Here is a 21,038-nt window from a genome sequence, read left to right as displayed (position 1 = left end):
GCCACCCCGAAGAGCCCCAAGGTACTCAGCCGCACCGGCGGCGCCGCACAAAAGACCGTCGTCTCCGAAAGCGGCATCTCCGACGAACCCATCCCCGCCAAACTCGGCTGGCAACCCACCGAAGACGGCCTCCGCCTCGCCTGGCAACTCGTCATCGACGACGCCACCGACGCCCACCTCTGGAACGCCACCGTCGACGCCGAAACCGGCGAACTGCTCAACGCCGACGACTGGACCGTGCACCACGACGCCCACGAACTCTCCAGCAACCTGGACGCGATGGCGCCGGGTCGTGCCACGACGCTCAACACCGAGGCCTTCCGCTCGCGTAACCCGGTGCAGGACGGGTCGAGTTACCAGGTGTACGCCGGGCCGGCCGAGAGCCCGAACGACGGCCCTCGAACCCTGGTGACCAACCCGGCCGACGGGACCGCGTCGCCGTACGGCTGGCACGACACCAACGGCGTGCCGGGTGCCGAGTTCACCACCACCCAGGGCAACAACGTCCACGCCTACCAGGACCAGGACAACAACAACCAGCCGGACTTCGGTAGCAGCCCCGATGGCGGGGCCGGGCTGAGCTTCGACTTCCCGATGGACCTGAACGAGCACGCGCAGAGCTACCGGGACGCGGCGACGGCGAACCTGTTCTACTGGAACAACATCATCCACGACGTCACCTACCTCTACGGTTTCGACGAGGCGTCGGGCAACTTCCAGATGAACAACTACGGCCGTGGCGGTGTGGGCGGCGACTACGTCCGCGCCGAGGCCGCCGACGGTGGCGGCAGCAACAACGCCAACTTCTCCACCCCCGCCGCCGACGGCGGCACCCCCCGCATGCAGATGTACCTGTGGCCCGGCAACCAGTTCGGCGCCCAGAACCAGATCGTCGTCGACGGCGTCGGCTCCTTCGACGCCACCTGGTCGCGGTTCAGCCCCGCCCCCTCGGTCGCGGGCCTGCCCGGGCACCGCTTCGTCTACGGCGGCACCGGCTGCAACACGGCGACCTACCCGGAGACGCTGCCGGGTGGCAACTGGATCGCGGTGGTCGACGGCGGCACCACCGCCTGCACCTACCTGCTGCGTACCCAGGTCGCCCAGTCGCTGGGCGCCAAGGCGGTCGTGGTGGCGCACAACGCCACCGGCGCCGCGCCGGTGCTCACGGGCGCGATGACCACCGCACCGGTCACCATCCCGGCCGTCGCGGTCAACCAGGCCGACGGCAACACCATCAAGGCCGCCATCGCCGGCGGCGACGTCACCGGTTCGGTCCGCAAGCACCCGAGCCACCCCGGCATCCGCGACGGTGACTTCGACGCCGGAATCGTCATCCACGAGTACGGTCACGGCATCTCCAACCGGCTCACCGGTGGCCCCGGGATCAACTGCCTGAGCGGCAACGAGCAGATGGGCGAGGGCTGGAGCGACTACTTCGCGCTCACCATGCTGCTCGACCCGGCGTACGACTCGGCCGACGGGGTGCGCGGCATGGGCCCGTACGCCCTCTTCCAGGACGACCGCAGCGGTGCGGGTATCCGGCCCCGGCCCTACTCCCGCAACATGGAGATCCAGCCGTTCACCTACGACAGCATCAAGACCGGCGGCTGGCTCAACGGCACCTCGCTGGCCGCGCCGCACGGCATCGGTCACGGCTGGGCGTCGGTGCTGTGGGACGTGACCTGGGATCTCATCGACCGGCACGGGTTCAACCCGACCATCTACGACCCGTGGAGCACCGGCGGGAACAACCTGGCCATGCAGTTGGTGATGGACGGGTTGAAGATGCAGGGCTGTGGCCCCGGCTTCGTCACCGGCCGCAACGCCATCATCGCCGCCGACGCGGCGCTGACCGGCGGCGACAACTCCTGCACCCTGTGGGCCTCCTTCGCCCGCCGTGGTCTCGGCTACAGCGCCGTCCAGGGCACCACCAACCGGGACGACAACACCGAGGCGTTCGACACCCACCCGACCTGCCGCGCCGACTTCATCGGCCGCAGCGCCCAACCGGAGTTGAACACCCTCCCCGCCGGTGACGCCGCACCGATGAAGTTCAAGCTCGCCACCAACCGGGGCCTGGACATCCTGGCCAGCAACTCCCCGTACTCCCGACTGGTCGACTGCGACACCCTGCGCACCACCAACCCCGGCGGGCCGACCACCCCCCGACCCACTCCCGTCAAGGCCGTCAACCCCGGCAACTCCACGATGTCGGTCAGCGCCAACGGCCAGTACAACTACGTCTGGAAGACCGACCCCGCCTGGGCCGGCACCTGCCGCGAATTCGTCCTGACCCTCGACAACGGATTCCAGTACCGCAGCTACTTCAAGTTCATCGGCTGACCGCAGCGCTTGATCTGCACCGATTGAGCCGGGGGAGCGTTCCAGGACACGGAACGCTCCCCCGGTCCGTGCGCCGACCGGGCCATCGACGGTGGTTACCGCGCTCCTGGGCTGCCCCCGACGAGCCGGGTCAGGCGTAGAAGCCGGTACGCAGGTTGATGCCGTGCTCCAGCCATGCCTTCATGCAGCAGAGCATGCTCGTCCACCCCTCGCAGTTGCCGTACGAGGCGCGCTGACCCTCGGCGGTGGGACGCCAGCCTTCCTCGGCGATGGTGACCAGGGTGCGGTCCCCGCCCAGCGGCTCGAACTCCATCGTGACGGTCGTGCAGTAGGCCCCGGCGGCCGTCGGCTCGACAGTGGCCGGCTCGCCCGGGTCGTCCGCCGCCGCCCAGCGCAGCACGATGCGCCGGTCCTGCTCCACCTCCACCACCTCGACCGGGAAGGCGCCGGGAAAATCGGCGAAATCCCAGCTCACGGTGGCGCCGGTGGCGAGGCGTCCCTTCGCTCCGCCGGTGGTGAAGTAGCCGGAGAGCTGCTCCGGGTCGACGACGGCCTCGAACACCTCATGCACCGGGCGGCTGATCCGTCCGGCGATCTTGAACCGCAGGTCCATGGTGATCTCCTCTGGCGCACGCTGACATGTTGTATTTTTATAACATGTCAGCCGGCCCCGCAGACCCACTCAACGCCGACGCCGAACTGGACGGCGTGTTCAAGGCGCTGGCGTCCCCCACCCGGCGGCGAATTCTCGACCTACTGAAGGACCAGGCCCGCACCACCGGTGACCTGTGCGAGCAGCTTCCGCAGTTGGACCGGTGCACGGTGATGCAGCATCTACGGGCGCTGGAGGCTGCCGGGCTGGTCATCGCCCAGCGCAAGGGTCGCGAACGGTGGAATCACCTCGATCCACTACCGATCAAGCGAATCCACGACCGATGGATCGGCGAGTACGCCAGCGCGGCGGTGGACCGGCTCGCCACCTTCAAGTCAGCCCTCGAAAACCCGACCGGACAGCCCCGGCCCACCCAATAGTTCAGCCGTCGATGTACTATCGCCGTTGTGGCGACACTGACCTACGGAAGCGTCCTGGCCCGCTTCGGGCACGCTCTGTCGGATCCGGTCCGGGCCCGGCTGCTGCTCGCCCTCCGCGAAGGCCCCGGCTACCCCGCTGAGCTGGCCGACCTGCTCGGCACCAGCCGGCAGAATCTCTCCAACCATCTGGCCTGCCTCCGCGGCTGTGGGCTGGTCGTGGCCGTACCCGAGGGCCGCCGCTCCCGCTACGAGCTGGCCGATCCCCGGCTCGCCCACGCCCTCGGCGACCTGCTCGACCTCGTGCTCACCGTGGATCCGGCGGCCTGCCCGGATTCCCCCACCGACAACTGCTGCTGATGGCCACCCCACTGCCGATGGTTCCGAGCATCGCGGCCGGACCGTCGGCCGCGCGCCGGGCGGTACTGATCCGCCGGGTCCGCTGGTTCGTCGGCGCGACCATCACCTACAACGTCATCGAAGCGATCGTCGCGATCACCGCCGGCACCGTCGCCTCCTCCACGGCCCTGATCGGTTTCGGCCTCGACTCGATCGTGGAGGTCTCCTCCGCCGCCGCCGTCGCCTGGCAGTTCACCGCCACCGACCCACGGCGCCGCGAACGCGCCGCCCTGCGCGTCATCGCCGTCTCGTTCTTCGCCCTCGCCGGCTACGTCGGCGTCGAATCGCTGCGGGCGCTGTTCGCCGGCACCCGCCCGGAACACTCCACCGTCGGCCTGGCCCTCGCGGCGCTGTCGCTGGCGATCATGCCGATGCTGTCCGTCGCGCAGCGTCGGGCCGGCCGCGAACTGGGCTCCGTGTCCGCGGTCGCCGACTCCAAGCAGACCCTGATCTGCACGTATCTCTCCGCCGTGCTGCTCGTCGGCCTGGCCGTCAACTCGCTGTTCGGCTGGTGGTGGGCGGACTCGGCCGCCGCCCTCGTTATCGCCGTGGTCGCCGCCAAGGAGGGCCGGGATGCCTGGCGTGGGCGGTCCTGCTGCACCCCGGTCATCGCCGGTCCCCCGGGCCCGTCCGACAGGTGTACCGACAGCGGATGCGCCGACGGCCGGTGAGCACCCGAGCGGGTCACTCCCGCTCGGGTGCCGGCCCGTTGTCGTTGAGCCGGAAACTGTTCGTCGGCGACGCGTCGCCCAACTCCTCCAGGATCAGCCCGGACTGCCGGGAGTGCCGCAGGTACGCCGAGTTGCTGCTGATCAGGTAGGCGTCGGTGTCGTCGGTGGCCGAGGCGATGGTGAACCGTTGGCGCGGCTCGCGCTCGTCGCAGTCGGCGCCCTGCACGGTCAGCGGGCTGGTGTCGCCGGGGTTGTGCACCTGCCAGCAGACCGCCTCGCCGGTGCCCGGGCCACCACCGGCCCCACGGTACGCCCTGATCTGGAAGGTCTGTGCGTCCAGCGGCGTCGGCACGAACAGCTGCCGGCCGCTGTCGTCGTCGACCTCGGCCAGTCGCCCGTCCTCGGTCAACGACAGTCCTGACTCGAAGCCGTCCACCCTGACGATCGTCACCTGACGGGTGCCGGACAACTCCGGAGACGCGGCCGTCGGCGTCGGGGAGGCCGGTACGGACTCGGTGGGAGTCGACGTCGGGGAGGTCGGCGTACCGGTCGTCGGCGTACCGGTCGTCGGCGTACCGGTGACCTCGGAGGTGGCGGCCAGGTCGTCCGGCGTCGTCCCACCGCAGGCAGCCACCGGAAGGGCCATCGCCACCAGACCGACACCGGCCAACCAGCTGCGCATCGACATCACGTACTCCCCTCGCCACGACACCGCCGTCCAGAGATCGACGTACCCCGGCCCGATCGCGCTACACCAACGCGGGCCAATCCAACGCGTGGAGGTACCGCCGGCCCGGGCAGCAGGACTCCGGCGCTCCCGTGAGTCGCCGCGGTGCCGCCGGCCTCCGAGCGGAGGCCGGCGGCACCCGGCCCCGCCTCGGCGCGGAGCGCTTGGGCGGTTCAGCTCACCAACTGGTACGCGAACTGCACCTCCAGCCCGTCGGCGCCCGCCGCGTTGGTCACCCGCAGCCGCAGCCGCTTCGGGGTGTCCGTGCCGTCCACCGCGAACGAGGATGCCAGCGTGGTGGCCTGGAGGGTGGTGTTAGCGGCGAGCCCGGCGCTGCCGGCGGGCGTACCGTCGACGTCCAGCCGTACGGTGCAGGTGCCGGCGGCCAGTCGACGGGTCACCTTGACGATGCGGATGCGTTGACCGTCGAGGTAGAGCTGGTTGGCGAAGTCGACCAGGCCGTTGGCGACGGGTCCGTCCACCCGTGCGGTGAGCCAGCCGTCGAACTGCGCCACGCCCTTGTTGCCGACGAACCGGGTCTGCGCGGTCTCGTTGCCGGCGATCTGGTACGCCCCGACCGTGTTTCCGGCCAGGTCGTTGTCAGCGACCAGGACGTCGGCGGCGTCGCAGACCACCCCGTGATCCTGCCGGTTGATGCCGTCGGCCAACCCGCCGATGGCGTTACCGACGACCACCACCCGCGACGCGGTGGACCTGATGTTGATGCCGGCGCCGTGCCGGTACGCGCTGCCACCTCCGCCGTACCCGTTGGCGAAGCTCACCGGCAGGTCGAAGGCGGTCGGGCTGACCACCGTGATACGCCACTTGCCGTTCGCCTCGGTGGTCCCGGTGACCCCGGAGACGGTGACCCGGTCGCCACTTTCCCACCGGTGCGCCGCGGTGGTGGTGATCCGGACCCCACCGGAGCCGTTGTCGGCGATACCCGCCACGGTACGGGCGAACGTCGGATGGGCGGTGCGCCCGTTGTTGCCGATCAGGCAGCCGGTGACGGTGACCCGGGTCGAGCCGATGTCGATGCCGTGCCGGCCGCAGCCACGGATGACGCTGCCGGTGAAGGTGGCGCTGCCGGTGAAGCCGGAGCCGAGGCGTACCGCGTCGTCGTCGTTGTCGCCGGAGATGTAGGTGTTGGCGAACTGCACCTGCGCGCCGGCTTCCAGCAGCACCGGCACACCGTGGCCGTTCTCGAAGCCCCCACCTTCGAAGTAGACGAACTTCGGGGCGGCCTGCCCGGTCGTGTTGCGCAGCCAGAGGCCGTGCCGGCCGAACAGGATGGCGGTGGCGATGAACTTGATCGACCCGCCGAGCCCGTCGATGATCAGGTTGTCGGTGTCGTTGTTGCCGGTGCCGGCGGCGATGCCGCACTGCACGAACTCGACCGGGTCGGCGCGGGAGGTGTCGTTGACGCCGTTGAGCAGGATGACGTGTTCCCCGTTGAACCCGTTCCAGACGCAGTTGACGAAGCGGATCGAGTTACAGGCGCGCAGCGCGATGCCGTTGTAGCCGTCGCGGAACCGGACGTTGGCGAAGGAGAACATGTAGTTGCTGAAGCTGCTTTCGGCGCCGGAGCGTTCGGTGGCGAGCAGATAGCCGCCGGTCAACCCCTCGCCACGGACCTGAAGGTCACGCAGGCCGCCGCCGCGTACGCCGACCAGCCGGATGCCGTCGGCGGTGCCGGTGGCGACGACGATCTGGGTGGCGTAGTCGAGGGTGTCGGTGACTCCGGCGCCCTGGAAGATGACGGGTACCCCGCGCACCAGGACGGTCTGCTCGATGCGGACCTTGCCCGGGCCGATCTCGATGATCCCGCCGGTCGGCAGGGCGTCGACCGCCGCCTGCAGCCGCTCGGAGTCGTCCGACGTGCCCGCGCCGGTCCAGCCGAACCAGGCAAGGTCGAGGCGGTTGCGCACCGGGCGCACCCACCGTCCGGTGGCCGTCCCGGTGACCGCGAAGATCGTTCCGCCGTCGTCGGGGTCGGTGCTGCCGGCGTCCCAGAAGAGTTCACCGCCGCCGAGGCCGGGCCGACCGGCGTGGTAGCCGGCCAGTTCGATGCGCTGGCCGTCGGCGGTTCCGGCGGTGGTTCGCAGCTCGGCGACGCTGGCGATGTCGGCGGCACCGCCGAGGGCGTGCGGGCTGCGGCCGCGTGGTCCCGGCTCCGACGGTTGGGCATGGGCCGCCGTGGGAGCGAGCAGCGCTCCGCCGGCCAGTGCCGCGCCGGCCATGCCGAGCGTCGAGAGGGCCCGGCGGCTGATCCGGCCGTCGGGTCGTTCGGTCGGTGGCGCGTCGGCCGGCGGTGTCGGTTCGGAGTGGGGGTGCGGACGGTTGCCCTTCACAGCTTCCTCCTGGGTGGGGGGTGTGGTGGCCGGCGGCGGGCAGCGTCGAGCTACCGCCGTACCGGCGACGAGCGCGGTGAGGTGCCGGGTGCGGTGAGGTGCCGGTGCGGTGAGGTCAGGTGCCGGTGGTGCCGGTGGTGCCGGTGCGGCGTCGGTGCGGGCGGTCAGCCCTTGACCGCGCCGATGACGATGCCCTTGGCGAAGTGCCGCTGGAGGAACGGGTACACCAGGCAGATGGGGACGAGAGAGACGACGAGGATCGCCATCTGCAACGACTGTTGGGGTGGCACGACCTCGCCTGGCAGGTCTGCCCCGATGGCGGTGTTGTCGACGACGTAGGTGCGCAGCACCAGCTGTAACGGCCACTTGTCGGTGGAATTGATGTAGAGCACGGCGTTGAAGAACGCGCTCCAGTAGCTGACCGCGTTGAACAGCGCCACCACCGCGAGCACGGCCTTGGACAGCGGCATCATGATGCGGGCCAGGATCTGTAGTTCGCTGGCGCCGTCGATGCGCGCGGCGTCGACGATCTCCTGCGGCACCTCCAGGAAGAAGGCCCGCACGATGATCACCTGGAACGCCGACACCAGGGTCGGCAGGATCAGCGCCCAGTACGAATCGATCAGGCCCAACTGCTTGATCAGCAGGTAGTTGGGGATCATGCCGGCGTTGAAGAGCATGGTGAAGAGCACCAGCAGCAGGATCGGGCGGTGTCCCCAACTGCCCGGGCGTGACAGCGAGTAGGCGAGCAGGGCGACGACCAGGACGGACAACCCGGATCCGACGACCGTGACGCCGACGGAGACGAGAGTCGCGCGGGTGACCACCCCGCCGCTGAAGATTGCCCGGTAGGCGTCCAGGTTCGGGTTCTGCGGCCACAGCACGTAGCCCCCGGCGGCGGCGATCTGCTCCTGGTCGGCGAGGGACGTGGAGATCACCGCGAGGAACGGCGCGACGACCAGGGCGGCGGCAATGAGGAGCACGATGCCCTTGAGGCCGCGTACGGCGAGGTTCGGTGGGGCGGCGCCGTTGATGGTGCGCAGTCGCGCGGCGCGGGTGGCGCCCGGTAGCAGTTTCGGTGGGCCGGGCCGGTGCTTCGTCGAGGTCACCATTTCGCGTACAGGCCCCTCTCCCCGAACAGGTGTGCCACCTTGTTCGCGCCGAGCACCAGGATCGCCCCGATCAGGCCCTTGACCAGGCCGACCGCAGCCGAGGCGCCCCAGTTTCCGCCGACGATGCCGTAGTTGTAGACGTAGGTGTCGAGCACCTCGGAGGCGTCCAGCCCGACCGGCCCCTGCTGGAGGAAGATCTGCTCGAAGCCGACCGAGAGCACGTCACCGAGTTTGAGGATGAACAGCAGGATGATGACCGGGCGGATGGCCGGCAGGGTGACGTGCCAGAGCTGGCGGAGCCGGCCACCGCCGTCGACCGCCACCGCCTCGTACAGTTGCAGGTCGACCCGGGAGATGGCGGCCAGGAAGATGATCGTCCCCCAGCCGGCGTCCTTCCAGATCACCTGTGAGGTGATCAGCGCCAGGAACAGGTCGGGATTTCCGATGATCTCGACCAGTGGCAGGCCGTGGGTACGGGCGAAGGTGTTGTAGAGACCGGCGTTGCCGAGCATGTGCTGGAACAGCGCCACCACGATCACCCAGGACATGAAGTGCGGCAGGTACAGGATGGACTGGCTGATCCGCTTGAGCCGTTCGCTGAGCAGGCTGTTGAGCAGCAGGGCGAGCGCGATCGGAACGGGAAAGACGACCACGATCTGCACCAGCGAGATGACCAGTGTGTTCTTCAGTGCGTTGAGGAAGGCCGGGTCGCCGTTGACGATGACGGAGAAGTTGTCGAAGCCGACCCAGGGGGCTTCCCAGATCGTCAGGTACGGCTGGTAGTCCTTGAAGGCGATCACGTTGCCGAGCAGCGGGACGTACTGGAACAGCAGCACCACGACCACCCCGGGCAGCCCGAGCAGCAGCAGGAAGCGGTCCCGGACGAGCCGCTGCCAGCCGGAGAGCCGCCGGGGCGTCGGGCTGCGACGCCCCGGCCGAGGCTTCCCGATGGTGTCGGGGTCCGGCGACGGGTCGCCGGCGGCGGTCCCGCCCGGCGGGGCGGGCCGGCTCGGCGCCGGTTGCCCGGGCACCACGCTGGAAGCCATCCTCGGTCCTCCTTCTCGTTCGTCTCGTCGGTTCCGGCGCCGGCGGGTCAGCCGCGTTCGGCCCGGGCCTTCTCGTAGTCGGCCCGCATCTGGTCGCCACCGGCCCTCCGCCACGCCGCGACGGCCTCGTCCCAGTGGTCGAGCGGCTTGCGGCCGGAGATGATGTCCAACTCCGCATTGTCGATGATCTTGCTGAGTTCGCCGGCCTTGTCGATGGCGGCGTCCGAGTAGAGCCCCTCGGCCGGGTTACGCACGACCCGCGGGACGATCTTTTCCTGGTACGCCCGCTGCGCGTCCACCCGGGTTCGGTCGCCGGGGCCGAGCACGTGCGGAGACTCGGCGATGTACTCCAGCGGCAGCTTCACCTCGGTGTTGCCCAGGGCGGTACGCACCGGTACGCCGTCCTGCCAGGTGTAGTGCTGGCCCTCCGCACCGAACCGGCGGAACATGTACTCGCTGGTGCCCAGCGGGGTGGACAGCCAGTCACAGATGCCCAGCAGCTGGCGCAGCCGGTCGGGGCTGGCCTTCTTGAACGCGGTGAGGGCGAAGATCGCCGTGCCGGCGCGGTTGGTGCCCGCGCCGCCGTCGAAGCCCGGCGCGGCCATCCCGCCGACCTCGACGTTGTAGGTCGAGGCCAGGATGTCCCAGGCGGCGTAGCCGTCGGCGGTGATCGCGATGGTGCCGTTGCCGAACAGGTCCCGCAGGTTCAGCTTGCCGCCGACCGAGTCGGGGTGGAACAGCCCCGCCTGGTACAGCTCGGTGGCCCGGGCGAGGGCCTGCTTACGCTGGTCGGTCTCGTACTCGGAGGTGAACTTGCCACCCTCCTCCTGCCAGAGGTTCGGCACGCCGAGCATGTTGCTGACGAACTCGATCACCCGCTTCGGGTTGCCGAAGGCCCAGCGGTTGGCGCGGGCGTCGGTCAGCCCCCGGGCCAGCTCGACGAACTCCTGGTAGTTGGCCGGATCGGGGTTGAGGCCGCGCTGCCGGATGAGGTCCACCCGGGAGAACATGATGGTCCCGACGACCGCCCGGGGAATCGGGATCGCGTAGATGCCGGAGCCGAACGCGGTGGGCAGCCAGGAGTCGGTCGGGATGTTCGCCAGGAACGGGAAGTCCTTGACCGCGTTGCCGGAGACCAGGTCGCTGAGGTCGGCGCAGAGACGGGTGAGCACGTCGGCCCGCCGGGTCAGCCGGGCCGAGATCAGCATCATGTCGGGCAGGTCGCCCCCGGCGATGATGGTGGAGAGCTTGTTCAGGTAGTCGGCGGCCGGTGTCATGGTGATGTCGAGGTTGGCGCCGAGTCGGTTGTTGAGTTCCTGCCAGTACCGGTTGCCGCCCAGCGCCGGTGGCACCGGGTTGAACATGTTGGTCAGGACGCTGACGTCACCGGCCCCCTCGGCAGGCTTGCCGGAGAAGGCGTCGACGAGGTTGCGGGGGTAGTCGTAATAGCCGGCCATCAGGCCGTCCGCCGAGGCGGCCAGGTCCGGCCGGACGAGCTGGGACGGGATGTAGTCCGGCAGGGTGGCCGTGGCCGGGCCGCGCGGTGCCGCCGGCTGGCTGGAGCCGCAGCCGGCCAGCAGTCCGCCGGCGCCGGCCGCGAGGGCGGCGCCTCCGCTCAGGGTCAGGAAACGGCGTCTGCTCAAGCTCAGGTCACGCATGGCCGTACCTCCAATCAGGATGTCGCGGTGGGGGGTGAGGCGGGGTGCAGAAGGAGTGAGACGACCTGCCACGGGCCCAGCGGCACCGGTAGCCGGCCGTCCTGGTCGGGCGTCAGCGGTGCGATCGGTCGTTCGTCGGCGTGACAGCGCACGGCGTGGCCGTCCGGGCCCGCCGGGTGCGGCAGCCGGAGCCGGCCGGCGCGGCCGGAGAGGTTTTGCAGGCGCAGCAGCAGGGCGTGTCCGTCGCGGGCGGTGGCGACCGTGGCGTGTACCCAGTCGGGTAGATCCAGGTCCAGCAGGGTGGCCGTCGACGCGGGCAGCGGTCGGGGGTCGGTGTCGTACTTGTCGAGGCGGGTCACCTCGGTGACGGTGGCCGCGGCGCGGACCTCCCGGCCGAACCGGCTCGCCGCGACGGGGTCGAAGGCGGCCAGCGGGGTGAAGGCGTACCGCAGGGTCAGGGTGCCGTCCTGTTCCGGTGGCGTGTTGGTCGGCCAGTAGTTGTTCAGCACCCAGGAGAAGATCGTCCCGCTGGCCGGGGTGAACTGTTCCGCCCACCTGCCACGCACGATGTCACCGGCGGTGAACAGGGGCGCGTCGGCCGAGGTCCAGGCGACGGCCGGGCCGCCGGGTCCGGCGGAGATCACCACGCCGTGCTGGGTGGTGAACCAGTCGTGGCAGGCGCCGGGGGTGTGGTCGGTCGCCGGGTCCACCCAGCCCTGCTGCCGGTCGTAGCGCACGGTCGGCTGCTCGGCGGCGAACGGGAACGCCACGTACACGGATTCCTTGGCCAGCACCCGTTCCTTCACCAGGTGCACCCGCACGTCGACGCGGTCGGTGTGGTCACGCAGCAGGATGTCGACCTCGACCTGCGGCAGGCTGGGTGCGGTGCCGACGACACGCAGCCGCCACCCATCGTAGCTGCGGCGTACGCCGACCGGGCGCATCTGGGCCGCGACGACGGTCAGTTCGGGCAGGTCCACCTCGACCTGGCCGTCGGCCGGGCCGAGGCGCCGGCCCAGCAGGCTGCTGCGCGGGGCGGGCGGATGCTCGTGGGGCACGCCGGTGTGCGGGTGCTCGGTCCCGTCGCCCCGGGTGAGCGAGTCGGGACCGTTGACCACGTGCAGCACGGCACCGAGCCGCCAGGGTGCCTGCGGGTCGAGTAGCTCCCGCCCGGTCGCCCGGTGCCGCAGTCCGCGTACCGCGCCGGTGGCGGGGTCGAGGGTGACCTGCCAGCGGGCGCACTCCAGGGTGTGCGGTACGGGCTGCCAGTCCTGGTCGTCGCGGGCGGCGCCGCCGGTGGCGGCGCCGTCCTCGGCGCCCGGGGCGAGGGTACGGCCGGCGCCGACCGGCAGCGCCCGGTAGCCGAAGCCGGGGACGTCCGGCACGGTGATCCGGACCGTCCGCAGCCCGTTGCACTCGGCCAGCACCTCGGCGGACAGTGGCTCGCCGTCGTACTCGAACGGGGTGTCGCGCAGCGCCTCGACCTCGATCTCGATGTCGCGGCGCCAGGCCAGCGGGTTGTGCACCAGCAGGGTCGGGCCCACGGTGTGCACGAGTTCGCCGAGCTGGCTGAGCGAGCGGCGGGTCTCGTCCCGGGCGATCCGCAACGCGGTGTGCACCTGGTGCCGTTTCCAGTCGAGCTGGTCGTGCACCTGCTCGCCGTGCGGGTGGGCGGTGCCGTGCGCCCAGGTCCAGGTGTGTTCGCTGCCGAACAGCGCCCCCTCCCAGGCGGTGTCCAGGGCAGTCCGGTTGGGCCGGTAGCGCGGGTCGAGGTGGGCGATCAGTGCGGCGAGCCCTTCGGCGGCCGGCAGCGCGGCCTGTGCCTGTCGGTGCTCGGCGGTGACCGTGGCGCCGGTGCCGACGCCGTCCTCCCAGTAGCTGCCGCCGTCGCCGCGCCAGACCGGCAGCCGGTCGGCGAGCGGGCGGATCGCGGCCAGGTAGTCGGCCATGGTGGAGACCCGGATCCGGGGGTACGCGTAGACCGCGTTCCACCGGGCCGCGAAGCCGGCGTCGCCGTCGGCCAGGTCCTCGTTGTCGGCGTGGGTGCCGATCACCGCGAGGTCGGTGGGCAGGTAGTCGGGCCGGTCGTAGCGGGCCAGCAGCCGGCAGAAGGCGTGCGCACCACCGGCGATGGTCTGCGGATCACCGACCATGAAGCGCAGTTGGGAGTACTGGTCGGAGAAGTGGGTGAGGATCCGGTCTCCGCCGATGCCCTCCCACATCACCGGGCTGGCCAGGTGCTGCGTGTCGCTGTCGGCGTTGCCGCCCCGGTGGTGGTTCTCGATGCCGACGAACGCCTCGATGCCGAGCGCACGCAGGATCGACGGCAGGGCCGAACTGTAGGACGGCACGTCGGTCAGGTTGGCGTAGTCGACCGGGACGTCGTACTCGTCGCGGAGTCGGGCGGCCAGGTAGGCGGCCCGGTAGGTTTCCTCCAGGCTGACCACGCCGGACAGGAAGAGGCTGTGGAAGACGTTGACCGCGAGGCGTCCGGAGCGCAGTGCGGCGAGCACCCGCTGCGCCCGGTCGGTCGACCGGGTGGCCAGGTACTCCCCCACCACCAGCGAGCCGTCGACGGAGAAGGCGAAGTCGGGGTCGCGGTCGAGTTGCGCCAGGGCCCGGTCCAGGTTGCGGCTGTGCAACTCCTGCACCTTGCCCTGGGTGTCGGTGTAGCCGACGTCCAGGTGCACGTGCGGAATCAGGTGCAGGGTCCACTTGCGTGCGGGGTGCAGTTCGACGGTGCCGACGGTGGCGGCGTCGAGGCGGATCTCGGCGAGCGTGCCGGTGGCCGGTTCGGGCACCGGGAACCGCACCCGTACCTGCCCGAAGTGCCGCTCGGGGCGGCGCAGGTCGAACCGGTGGACCCGGCCGTCGAGGAGCACCTCGGCCGTGTCCGGCCAGGCGGTGCCCGCCGGCACGGAGACGGTCAGTTCCAGCAGTTCGTGCAGCCCGTCGGGGTGGGCCACGAACAGCGGGGTGGCGACCAGCTCGGCGGCCGGGTGCGCCGGTGCGGTCTCGGCGGCGGGGCGCAGGGTGAGGCGGTGCCAGGTGATGCCGCTGCCGAAGTGGTTGCCGAACTGTTCCCGGTGCCGGCGCGGTTCGTCGCCGGGTACCGGCACCGGGCCGGTGGCCGCCGCCGTGTCGAGGGTGGTGGTGACGGTGATGGTGTGCTCGCCGGGTGCGAGCCAGGCCGCCGGCAGCGGCACGTCGAGGGTGACGTCGCCGGCGATCGGCCCGTGTCGGTACGTCTCGGCGCGGTCGTCGCGGCGTACCCGGGGATGGAACAGCCCTCGGTGGATGCCGTCGACCTCGATCTCCAGGTCGGGGCAGGGGCCGTGGCCGGCGGCGAACTCCAGCCGCAGCAGCCACCCGCCGGTCGGGTTCACGCCGGGTGGGACGTGGACCGGTAGCGCGACCCGGTGGGGTTGCCAGCCGGTGCCCGCGTTGAGCGGACCCGGCTGGAAGGCGGGCAGGTCCACCCCGGGTACGGCGAGGGTGAGCACGGTCGGCGCCAGGATCGGTGCGGCCACGGCGGTCACCTACCGCAGCCCGGGCAGGTCGAGCACGCTGCCGTGTTCGGTGAGGGCGGCGGCGAGTTCGGCGTACCGGTACTCCTGCACCGGCCGGCCGGTACGGATCGTCTGGGCGGCGAGTTCGCCGCACGCCTCGCCGAGCATCCCGTAGTTGGGCTCCATCCGGGGCGACGAATAGCCGACGTGGCTGGCGGAGAAACAGATCCCGACGGTGAGGTTCTCGATGCCGCCGGCGGCGGGAAAGAGGCACTCGGCGGGGATCTGGTAGAGGTCGACCGGCGGATTGTGTTCGGTGCCGCTGAGGGTGCCCTCGCCGACGATGGTGTCGCCGCCCTCGGCGTAGTACTGCACCACGTGGCTGTCCATGCCGTACTTCCAGCAGCAGACCGGGGTGGCCGTGGTGTTGTTGGGTTTGAGCAGGTGGTGCTGGGTCAGCACGGTGGCGCCGAGCAGCCGCCGGGCCTCGCGGATGTAGAGCGCGTGCGGGAAGCCCGGCCCGTGCGGGCTGTCCAGGAACTCGTCGGTGGGCAGGCCGAAGGTGCGGGCGTCGGCGCGGAACGTCTCCGGCAGCGACGGGTCGTTGGCGAGGAAGTAGAGCATGCCCTGGTGCCAGCGGGCCTGCTCGGCGATGATCTCTTCCCGCCGCCGCCAGCTGCCGTCCGGGTAGTCCCAGGAGGCGCCCGGCAGGTCGAAGCCGATGAACAGTGCCTGGTTGGTCTGGTACTTGCCGTTCGGCAGCAGCGCGGTGTGCGTGACGATCGACGACAGTCCCGGGATGCCCCGGTGTTCCAGCAGCTGCCGCAGGTAGAGGTAGCGCTTCGGGTCGTAGTCCTCGGGCTTGGGGAAGGGCAGCCGGTCGGCGTCGCGGGTCAGCACACCGCGGAAGTTGTACGCCTGCGTCTTGTCGTCGCCCTCACCGGCGGCGCTGCGCGGTGCCGGGCCGACCGGATAGAGGGTGTTGGGGCGGAACGGCCCGCGCCGGTACGCCTGCACCGGTTGGAACCCGGCGTACGGCTCGTCGTAGCGGCTGGCCGGCTCGCGGCCCACCACGTACGGCACGCCGGCGGCGGCCATCAGGTCACCCTCGTACGACGCGTCGATGAAGAACCGCGCCCGTCGCCAGCCGTCGGCGGTGCGTACGCCGGTGATCCGCCGGCCGGTGACCTCGACGTCCTGTGGGCCGTGGATACGTTGGTGCAGTTGGACGGTGGCGTTCGCCTCGGTGATCAGCCGCTGGGCGACCCGTTGCGCCACCTTGGGTTCGAAGAGGTACTGCGCGTCGTCGGTGCCGTACTCGGCGCCGATGCCGGCGAAGTAGCGGCTGCGGGTCAGCCCGGCGTGGGCCTCGTCGACGTTGGGCGCGTCGGTCTTGACCAGGCCACCGGCGACGATCCCGCCGACGTGGCCGGTCGGTTCGAGGATGAGGCTGGTCAGCCCGCGCAGCCGTAGCCGCAGCGCGGCCATGATGCCGGCGAGCGTCGCGCCGTAGATGACCACGTCGGGATCACCGGGGGCGTTGGCCTCCGGTCCGGGATGCGGTGCGTCCATCGGTCGTTCCTCTTCTGCTGGTCAGGCGGACTGGGCGGGCTGCGGGCGAGGGGTGCGCGGCAGGGGCGGCGCGAGTACCGGCGTGGGGCCCTTGGCGGCCTGCGACGGCCGGGTCCGGCGGATGTCGTCCGGCCAGGCGATCGGGATGCCGAGGGTGTCGCCGAGCAGCCGCTGGAAGTCACCGGTCAGCGCGCTGGATTCGGCCACGGCCGCCGGCTCGTGCCCGCCGGTCAGGCAGTACGCGGCGAGCGCGCCGACAGCCTCGCCGATGCTCCATTCGACCGGGTGCAGCCGGTAGCAGCCGTTGGTGATGTGGGTGGTGCCGATGTTCTTGTTGGCCGGCAGCAGGTTGCGCACCCGGATCGGGATCAGCGCGCCGAGCGGGATCTGGAACGGGTAGCACTCCAGGTTCACGTAGTTGATGCCGGCGGTGCTCGGGTGCAGGTCGATGTTGTAGTGGCCGATGCCGACGGCGTCGGCGAAGACCTCCGAGCCGGCGCCCTCCGGCCGGTCGGTGACCGCCACGTGGTGTTCCAGCACGGTGAACCGGGCCCGGATCCGGCGGGACTCGCGGACGTAGACCATCTTGGCCAGGCCGTCGTCGGTGTCGGTCAGGTCGGGTCGCAGCCGCAGGCCGGGGTAGCCGTGCCCGCCGTCGGGGCGGGGCGCCTCGGTCTGCATCCAGTGCAGATAGGACAGCGAGAGTTCCTTGCAGCGTTGCAGCGCCCGCTGCCGGTCCGCCGCGTCCACACCGGGCCCGACCAGGGGTGCTTCCCAGTAGTCGATGTTGGGCCAGTTGACCAGGGTGATGTCGGTGTCGATCAGCGCCGGGTCGTACTGGCTACGGGCCCGGATGCGACGGAAGTGCCAGAGGTCGGGCAGGCGGACGGCGTCCATGTCGCCCTCGAAGATCCGGTTGACCCGGCCCTTCATCGTGTGGATGTCGATCTTCTCCCAGGACAGCTGCGGTCCGGGCCAGAACGGGTCGACGTGGGTCTTCCAGTGCTCGTACGACGCCGGCCGGTCGACCACGTGTTCCTCACCGGGCCGGTACTCCAGTGGGAAGCACCAGGTGACGGCCTGCTGGTCGGTCGGGTCGGCGACGGGCGCGGCGTAGCGTTCACCGGTCTCGTCCTGCGACTCGGCGCCGACCACGTGCTCGACGCCGGCCAGGTCCAGCAGGTCCCCGAGTTCGGTGGCGTCGGCGACCAGGGCGGCGGTGACGGTGAGCAGGTCGCCGGTGCGCCGGTTCTCCAGGGTCACCGCGGTGATCCGATCGCCGTCGGTGGTCGCGGCGACCGGGACGTGGTGGTGCAGGACGGTGACCCGACCGGCCGAGACGTAGCGGGCCAGCATCTCGTCGAGGACCGCCACGCCGACCCGGGGCTCGTGGCAGAGCCGGCTCACGTTGCCCAGGCCGGGGTTGAGCGTGGGGTCCGCGGCTGCGGCGTCGCGCAGTGGGTAGTTGCGCCGGTAGTAGTCGCGGATCCGGGTGCGCAGCTCGCGGTATCCGGGCGAGATGTGTGCCGTCTCGATCCAGGGATGCTCGTCGGAGGGCACCGCCTGGGCGGTGAGCTGCCCACCCAGCCAGTTGGTCTCCTCGGTGAGGACGACCCGCCGGCCGAGCCGGGCGGCGGTCAACGCGGCGGCGACGCCGCCCAGTCCACCGCCGACGACCAGCAGGTCGGTGGCCAGCTCGCGGCCGGCGGTTGTCGTCGCGCTCACCGGTCGCCCCCGATCTGCCGCTGGTCGGTCCGGCCGTCTGGTCGCCTCGGGTAGGTGCTCTGCACTCTTATCGCCGCCCATCACTCAGCTAATCGCTAATATATTTGCGATTGCCGCTCGGTTTTGGATTGCGGCTACGTTACATCCCGCCGTCCGTGAGATGTCAAGACATCGTTCAGCCCAATCTTCAGGGTGAATGCCGCTCCGTCTCGTATTAGCAAATATCAGCGTCTGTACAGCCGACTCTGCCGATGCTAGAACCAGAACCCATGACGACAACACCCGCGCTCCCCGGCCTGCACCACTACCTGCCCGCCCCGGCCAGCCGGGCGCAGGAGGTGCACGCGGACGTCGTCGTCTACGGCGCGACCTCCGGCGGGGTGACCGCCGCCGTCCGGGCCGCCCAGAGCGGACTGGCGGTGGTGCTGCTCGCCTTCGGCGACCACCTCGGCGGCATGAGCGCCGCCGGGCTCGGCACCACCGACGTGGGCCGGGCCGCCACCGTGGGCGGACTCGCCCGCCGCTTCTACGACCAGGTGGCCGCCGTCTACCGGGCGCCCGCGCCGCACTGGGACGTCGAGGCGCACGTCGCCGAGGAGATCCTCGACAGTTGGCTGGCCGCGGCCGGCGTCCGGGTGCACCGCCGGCAGCGGCTGACGTCGGTACGCCGGGAGTCCGGCCGCATCGTCGAGCTGAGCACCGACGACGGTCACCACTACCGGGCCCCGGTCTACGTCGACGCCTCCTACGAGGGCGACCTGATGGCCGCCGCCGGGGTCAGCTACACGGTGGGTCGGGAGGCGTCGCGCACCTACGGCGAGTCGCTCGCCGGGGTGCAGCACAGCCTCAACCACCAGTTCGAGCGCCCGGTCGACCCGTACCTCGTGCCGGGGCAACCGGCCAGCGGGCTGCTGCCCGGCATCTCCGCCGACCCGTACGGTGCGGTCGGCGACGGCGACCGGCGGGTGCAGGCGTACAACTTCCGGCTGCACGTCACGACGTCACCGCGCCGGATTCCGTTCCCCCGACCCGACGGCTACGACCCCGACCGGTACGAACTGCTGCGCCGCTACGTCGAGGCCGGCATCTTCGAGCTGTACGGACGCACCACCCGGGTACGCGGCGACGTGTTCGACATGAACAACCACGGCGCCTTCTCCTCCGACCACATCGGGGCGAACTACGAGTGGCCGGAGGCCGACCACGCCCGCCGCGAGGAAATCTTCCAGGACCACGTGCGTTACCAGGCGGGCCTGCTGTACTTCCTGGCCAACGACCCCCGACTGCCGGCGGCGGTGCGCGACGCCACCGCCGCCTACGGCCTGGCGCCGGGCGAGTTCACCGACACCTCCCACTGGCCGCACCAGCTCTACATCCGCGAGGCCCGCCGGATGGTCTCCGACTACGTGATCACCCAACACAACGGCACCGGACGGGTACGCGCCGAGGATCCGATCGCGCTGGCGTCGTACGTGATGGACTCGCACAACGCCAAGCGGGTCCTGGTCGACGGGCATCCCCGCAACGAGGGCAACGTGCAGCACCCGCTGGCGATACCGATGGCCGTGCCGTACCGGTCGGTGGTGCCGCGCGCCGCGGAGTGCGCGAACCTGCTCGTCGCCGCGGCGATCTCCGCCTCGCACGTGGCGTACGCGTCGGTCCGGATGGAACCGGTGTTCATGATGGTGGGTGAGGCGGTGGGTGCCGCCGCCGCCCAGGCGGTCGCGGACAAGGTGGCGGTGCAGGACGTCGAGTACGAGTCGCTGCGCAAGGAGCTACTCCGGGCGGGTGCGATCCTGACCTGGCCGCTGTCGCAATGAAGGAGGATGACGCGTGACGAAGCCACGCAGCGGGTCGCGCCAGGCGGACATCGCCCGTGAGGCGGGAGTGTCCCAGTCGACCGTGTCCATGGTGCTCAACGGGGCAGGTGACCTCGGCCGGATCTCGGCGGAGACCCAGCGCCGGGTGCTCAGCGCGGCCCGCCGGTTGCGCTACACGCCCAGCACACCGCAGCGCGCCGCCAGCAGCGGCCGGCAGATGCCGCTGCTGCTCGGTGTGCACACCTTCGAGCCGATCTTCCCGACCAGCGCCCGCGACTACTACTTCGAGTTTCTCCAGGGCATCGAGGAGCAGGCCGCGACCGACGGGTGCAACCTGGTGCTGTTCACCGCGGCACAGGACGAGGCGGGCGTCCGGCGGATCTACCGGGGCGGGGTGAACGGGCTGCGCCAGGCCGCCGGCAGTCTCCTGCTCGGCCACCACGCCCACCGCGACGACCTGGCCCGGCTCGCGGCGGACGGCCATCCGTTCGTCTACATAGGGCATCGGGAGGTGCCCGGCGCGGAGATCTGCTACGTGGGTGGCGACTACCGGGCCGCCACCGGCCGGATCGTGGACGACCTGGTCGCCATGGGACACCGCACCTTCGCCTACCTCGGCGAGACGGTGCGCTACGAGCCGCAGACCGACCGCTGGGAGGGCTTCGCGGCGGCACTGGACCGGTTCGGGCTGGCCGTGCCGGTGCCCGCGTTCGACCGCGCCGAGGAGTTGAGCGCCCAGTGGCTCGACGCGGCCCTCGCCGCCGGCACCACCAGCATCCTGGTCGAGTCGGTCAGCCTGCTGCGGGTACTCGCCGCGATGGCGGGTCTACGGGGGCTCACCATCCCCGCCGACCTCTCCGTGGTGCTGCTGGTCGACGACCCGGGCGGTGAGATCGCCGGGCGCTCATGGGCCTGTCTGCGGACGCCCCGCAACGCGATGGGCCGCCGTGCCGTCCGGCTGTTGACCGCCGTGCTGGCCGACCCCACCGGCGAGCACGAGCGGCAGATCCTGCTGTCCTGCTCGCACACGCTCGAGGAGACCACCGCCCCGCCGCGCGGCACCGGCTGACCGGCAC

At 70.9% G+C, this 21,038-nt stretch carries 15 protein-coding genes; 6 read left to right on the top strand and 9 right to left on the bottom strand.

All coding sequences use genetic code 11. From position 1 onward, the window contains the following. Positions 1-2,343: M36 family metallopeptidase (locus E0H26_RS14860; protein WP_131304218.1), on the top strand; the 2,343-nt coding region annotated here is incomplete at its 5' end. Positions 2,344-2,473: 130 nt separating this feature from the next. Here the strand turns inward: E0H26_RS14860 and E0H26_RS14855 are convergent. After that, a complete protein-coding gene (locus tag E0H26_RS14855; RefSeq protein WP_131304216.1) occupies positions 2,474-2,956 on the bottom strand; it encodes an SRPBCC family protein in 483 nt (160 codons plus the stop codon). A 44-nt stretch (positions 2,957-3,000) separates the two neighbouring features. On the opposite strand from E0H26_RS14855, the gene E0H26_RS14850 reads away from it, so the two are divergent. From E0H26_RS14850 to E0H26_RS14840, 3 genes are read left to right on the top strand one after another with little or no spacing between them, the layout of a single operon-like run. Further along, complete coding sequence (locus tag E0H26_RS14850; protein ID WP_131304214.1) at positions 3,001-3,375, top strand: ArsR/SmtB family transcription factor; 375 nt, start codon at positions 3,001-3,003, stop codon at positions 3,373-3,375. 27 nt (positions 3,376-3,402) lie between these two features. Next, complete coding sequence (locus tag E0H26_RS14845) at positions 3,403-3,732, top strand: ArsR/SmtB family transcription factor (protein ID WP_131304213.1); 330 nt, start codon at positions 3,403-3,405, stop codon at positions 3,730-3,732. A 17-nt stretch (positions 3,733-3,749) separates the two neighbouring features. Then, positions 3,750-4,442, top strand: a complete 693-nt coding sequence (locus E0H26_RS14840) for a cation efflux transmembrane domain-containing protein (protein WP_131304211.1) — start codon at positions 3,750-3,752, stop codon at positions 4,440-4,442. 13 nt (positions 4,443-4,455) lie between these two features. Here the strand turns inward: E0H26_RS14840 and E0H26_RS14835 are convergent, their stop codons facing one another. From E0H26_RS14835 to E0H26_RS14800, 8 genes are all read right to left on the bottom strand, one after another. Continuing rightward, positions 4,456-5,130 (bottom strand): hypothetical protein, encoded by a 675-nt coding sequence (locus E0H26_RS14835; RefSeq protein ID WP_131304209.1) that lies wholly within the window; start codon positions 5,128-5,130, stop codon positions 4,456-4,458. 212 nt (positions 5,131-5,342) lie between these two features. Further along, positions 5,343-7,520, bottom strand: a complete 2,178-nt coding sequence (locus E0H26_RS29335; RefSeq protein ID WP_165521874.1) for a hypothetical protein — start codon at positions 7,518-7,520, stop codon at positions 5,343-5,345. Between the two features lie 164 nt (positions 7,521-7,684). Continuing rightward, on the bottom strand, positions 7,685-8,632 hold the full coding sequence (locus E0H26_RS14825) for a carbohydrate ABC transporter permease (RefSeq protein ID WP_131304208.1): 948 nt from the start codon (positions 8,630-8,632) through the stop codon (positions 7,685-7,687). Next, positions 8,626-9,678, bottom strand: a complete 1,053-nt coding sequence (locus E0H26_RS14820) for an ABC transporter permease (RefSeq protein ID WP_131304206.1) — start codon at positions 9,676-9,678, stop codon at positions 8,626-8,628. The genes E0H26_RS14825 and E0H26_RS14820 overlap by 7 nt, the downstream gene beginning before the upstream one ends. Before the next feature lie 47 nt (positions 9,679-9,725). Then, on the bottom strand, positions 9,726-11,336 hold the full coding sequence (locus E0H26_RS14815) for an extracellular solute-binding protein (RefSeq protein ID WP_131304204.1): 1,611 nt from the start codon (positions 11,334-11,336) through the stop codon (positions 9,726-9,728). Positions 11,337-11,350: 14 nt separating this feature from the next. Further along, entirely contained in the window at positions 11,351-14,866 is a 3,516-nt protein-coding gene (locus tag E0H26_RS14810) for a glycoside hydrolase family 38 N-terminal domain-containing protein (RefSeq protein WP_165521873.1), read from the bottom strand. A gap of 9 nt (positions 14,867-14,875) precedes the next feature. Then, positions 14,876-16,417, bottom strand: coding sequence for an FAD-dependent oxidoreductase (locus tag E0H26_RS14805; protein ID WP_131304200.1), 1,542 nt, complete (start codon positions 16,415-16,417; stop codon positions 14,876-14,878). Positions 16,418-16,438: 21 nt separating this feature from the next. After that, on the bottom strand, positions 16,439-18,142 hold the full coding sequence (locus tag E0H26_RS14800) for an FAD-dependent oxidoreductase (RefSeq protein ID WP_206025128.1): 1,704 nt from the start codon (positions 18,140-18,142) through the stop codon (positions 16,439-16,441). A gap of 269 nt (positions 18,143-18,411) precedes the next feature. On the opposite strand from E0H26_RS14800, the gene E0H26_RS14795 reads away from it, so the two are divergent. Both E0H26_RS14795 and E0H26_RS14790 read left to right on the top strand, forming a co-directional pair. Then, a complete protein-coding gene (locus tag E0H26_RS14795; RefSeq protein WP_165521872.1) occupies positions 18,412-19,962 on the top strand; it encodes an FAD-dependent oxidoreductase in 1,551 nt (516 codons plus the stop codon). A 13-nt stretch (positions 19,963-19,975) separates the two neighbouring features. After that, positions 19,976-21,031 (top strand): LacI family DNA-binding transcriptional regulator, encoded by a 1,056-nt coding sequence (locus tag E0H26_RS14790; protein WP_131304197.1) that lies wholly within the window; start codon positions 19,976-19,978, stop codon positions 21,029-21,031. Positions 21,032-21,038: the final 7 nt, after the last annotated feature.

It is taken from the genome of Micromonospora zingiberis (assembly GCF_004331455.1).
Taxonomy (GTDB): Bacteria; Actinomycetota; Actinomycetes; order Mycobacteriales; family Micromonosporaceae; genus Micromonospora; species Micromonospora zingiberis.
This window is presented reverse-complemented; position numbering and strand designations above follow the sequence as displayed.

What these genes read in the sequence shown, in the direction of transcription:
- E0H26_RS14815 (WP_131304204.1), bottom strand. Translation starts at nt 11,336, where the DNA reads ATGCGTGACCTGAGCTTGAGCAGACGCCGTTTCCTGACCCTGAGCGGA.
- E0H26_RS14820 (WP_131304206.1), bottom strand. Translation starts at nt 9,678, where the DNA reads ATGGCTTCCAGCGTGGTGCCCGGGCAACCGGCGCCGAGCCGGCCCGCC.
- E0H26_RS14835 (WP_131304209.1), bottom strand. Translation starts at nt 5,130, where the DNA reads ATGTCGATGCGCAGCTGGTTGGCCGGTGTCGGTCTGGTGGCGATGGCC.
- E0H26_RS14795 (WP_165521872.1), top strand. Translation starts at nt 18,412, where the DNA reads ATGACGACAACACCCGCGCTCCCCGGCCTGCACCACTACCTGCCCGCC.
- E0H26_RS14850 (WP_131304214.1), top strand. Translation starts at nt 3,001, where the DNA reads ATGTCAGCCGGCCCCGCAGACCCACTCAACGCCGACGCCGAACTGGAC.
- E0H26_RS14840 (WP_131304211.1), top strand. Translation starts at nt 3,750, where the DNA reads ATGGTTCCGAGCATCGCGGCCGGACCGTCGGCCGCGCGCCGGGCGGTA.
- E0H26_RS14855 (WP_131304216.1), bottom strand. Translation starts at nt 2,956, where the DNA reads ATGGACCTGCGGTTCAAGATCGCCGGACGGATCAGCCGCCCGGTGCAT.
- E0H26_RS14805 (WP_131304200.1), bottom strand. Translation starts at nt 16,417, where the DNA reads ATGGACGCACCGCATCCCGGACCGGAGGCCAACGCCCCCGGTGATCCC.
- E0H26_RS14825 (WP_131304208.1), bottom strand. Translation starts at nt 8,632, where the DNA reads ATGGTGACCTCGACGAAGCACCGGCCCGGCCCACCGAAACTGCTACCG.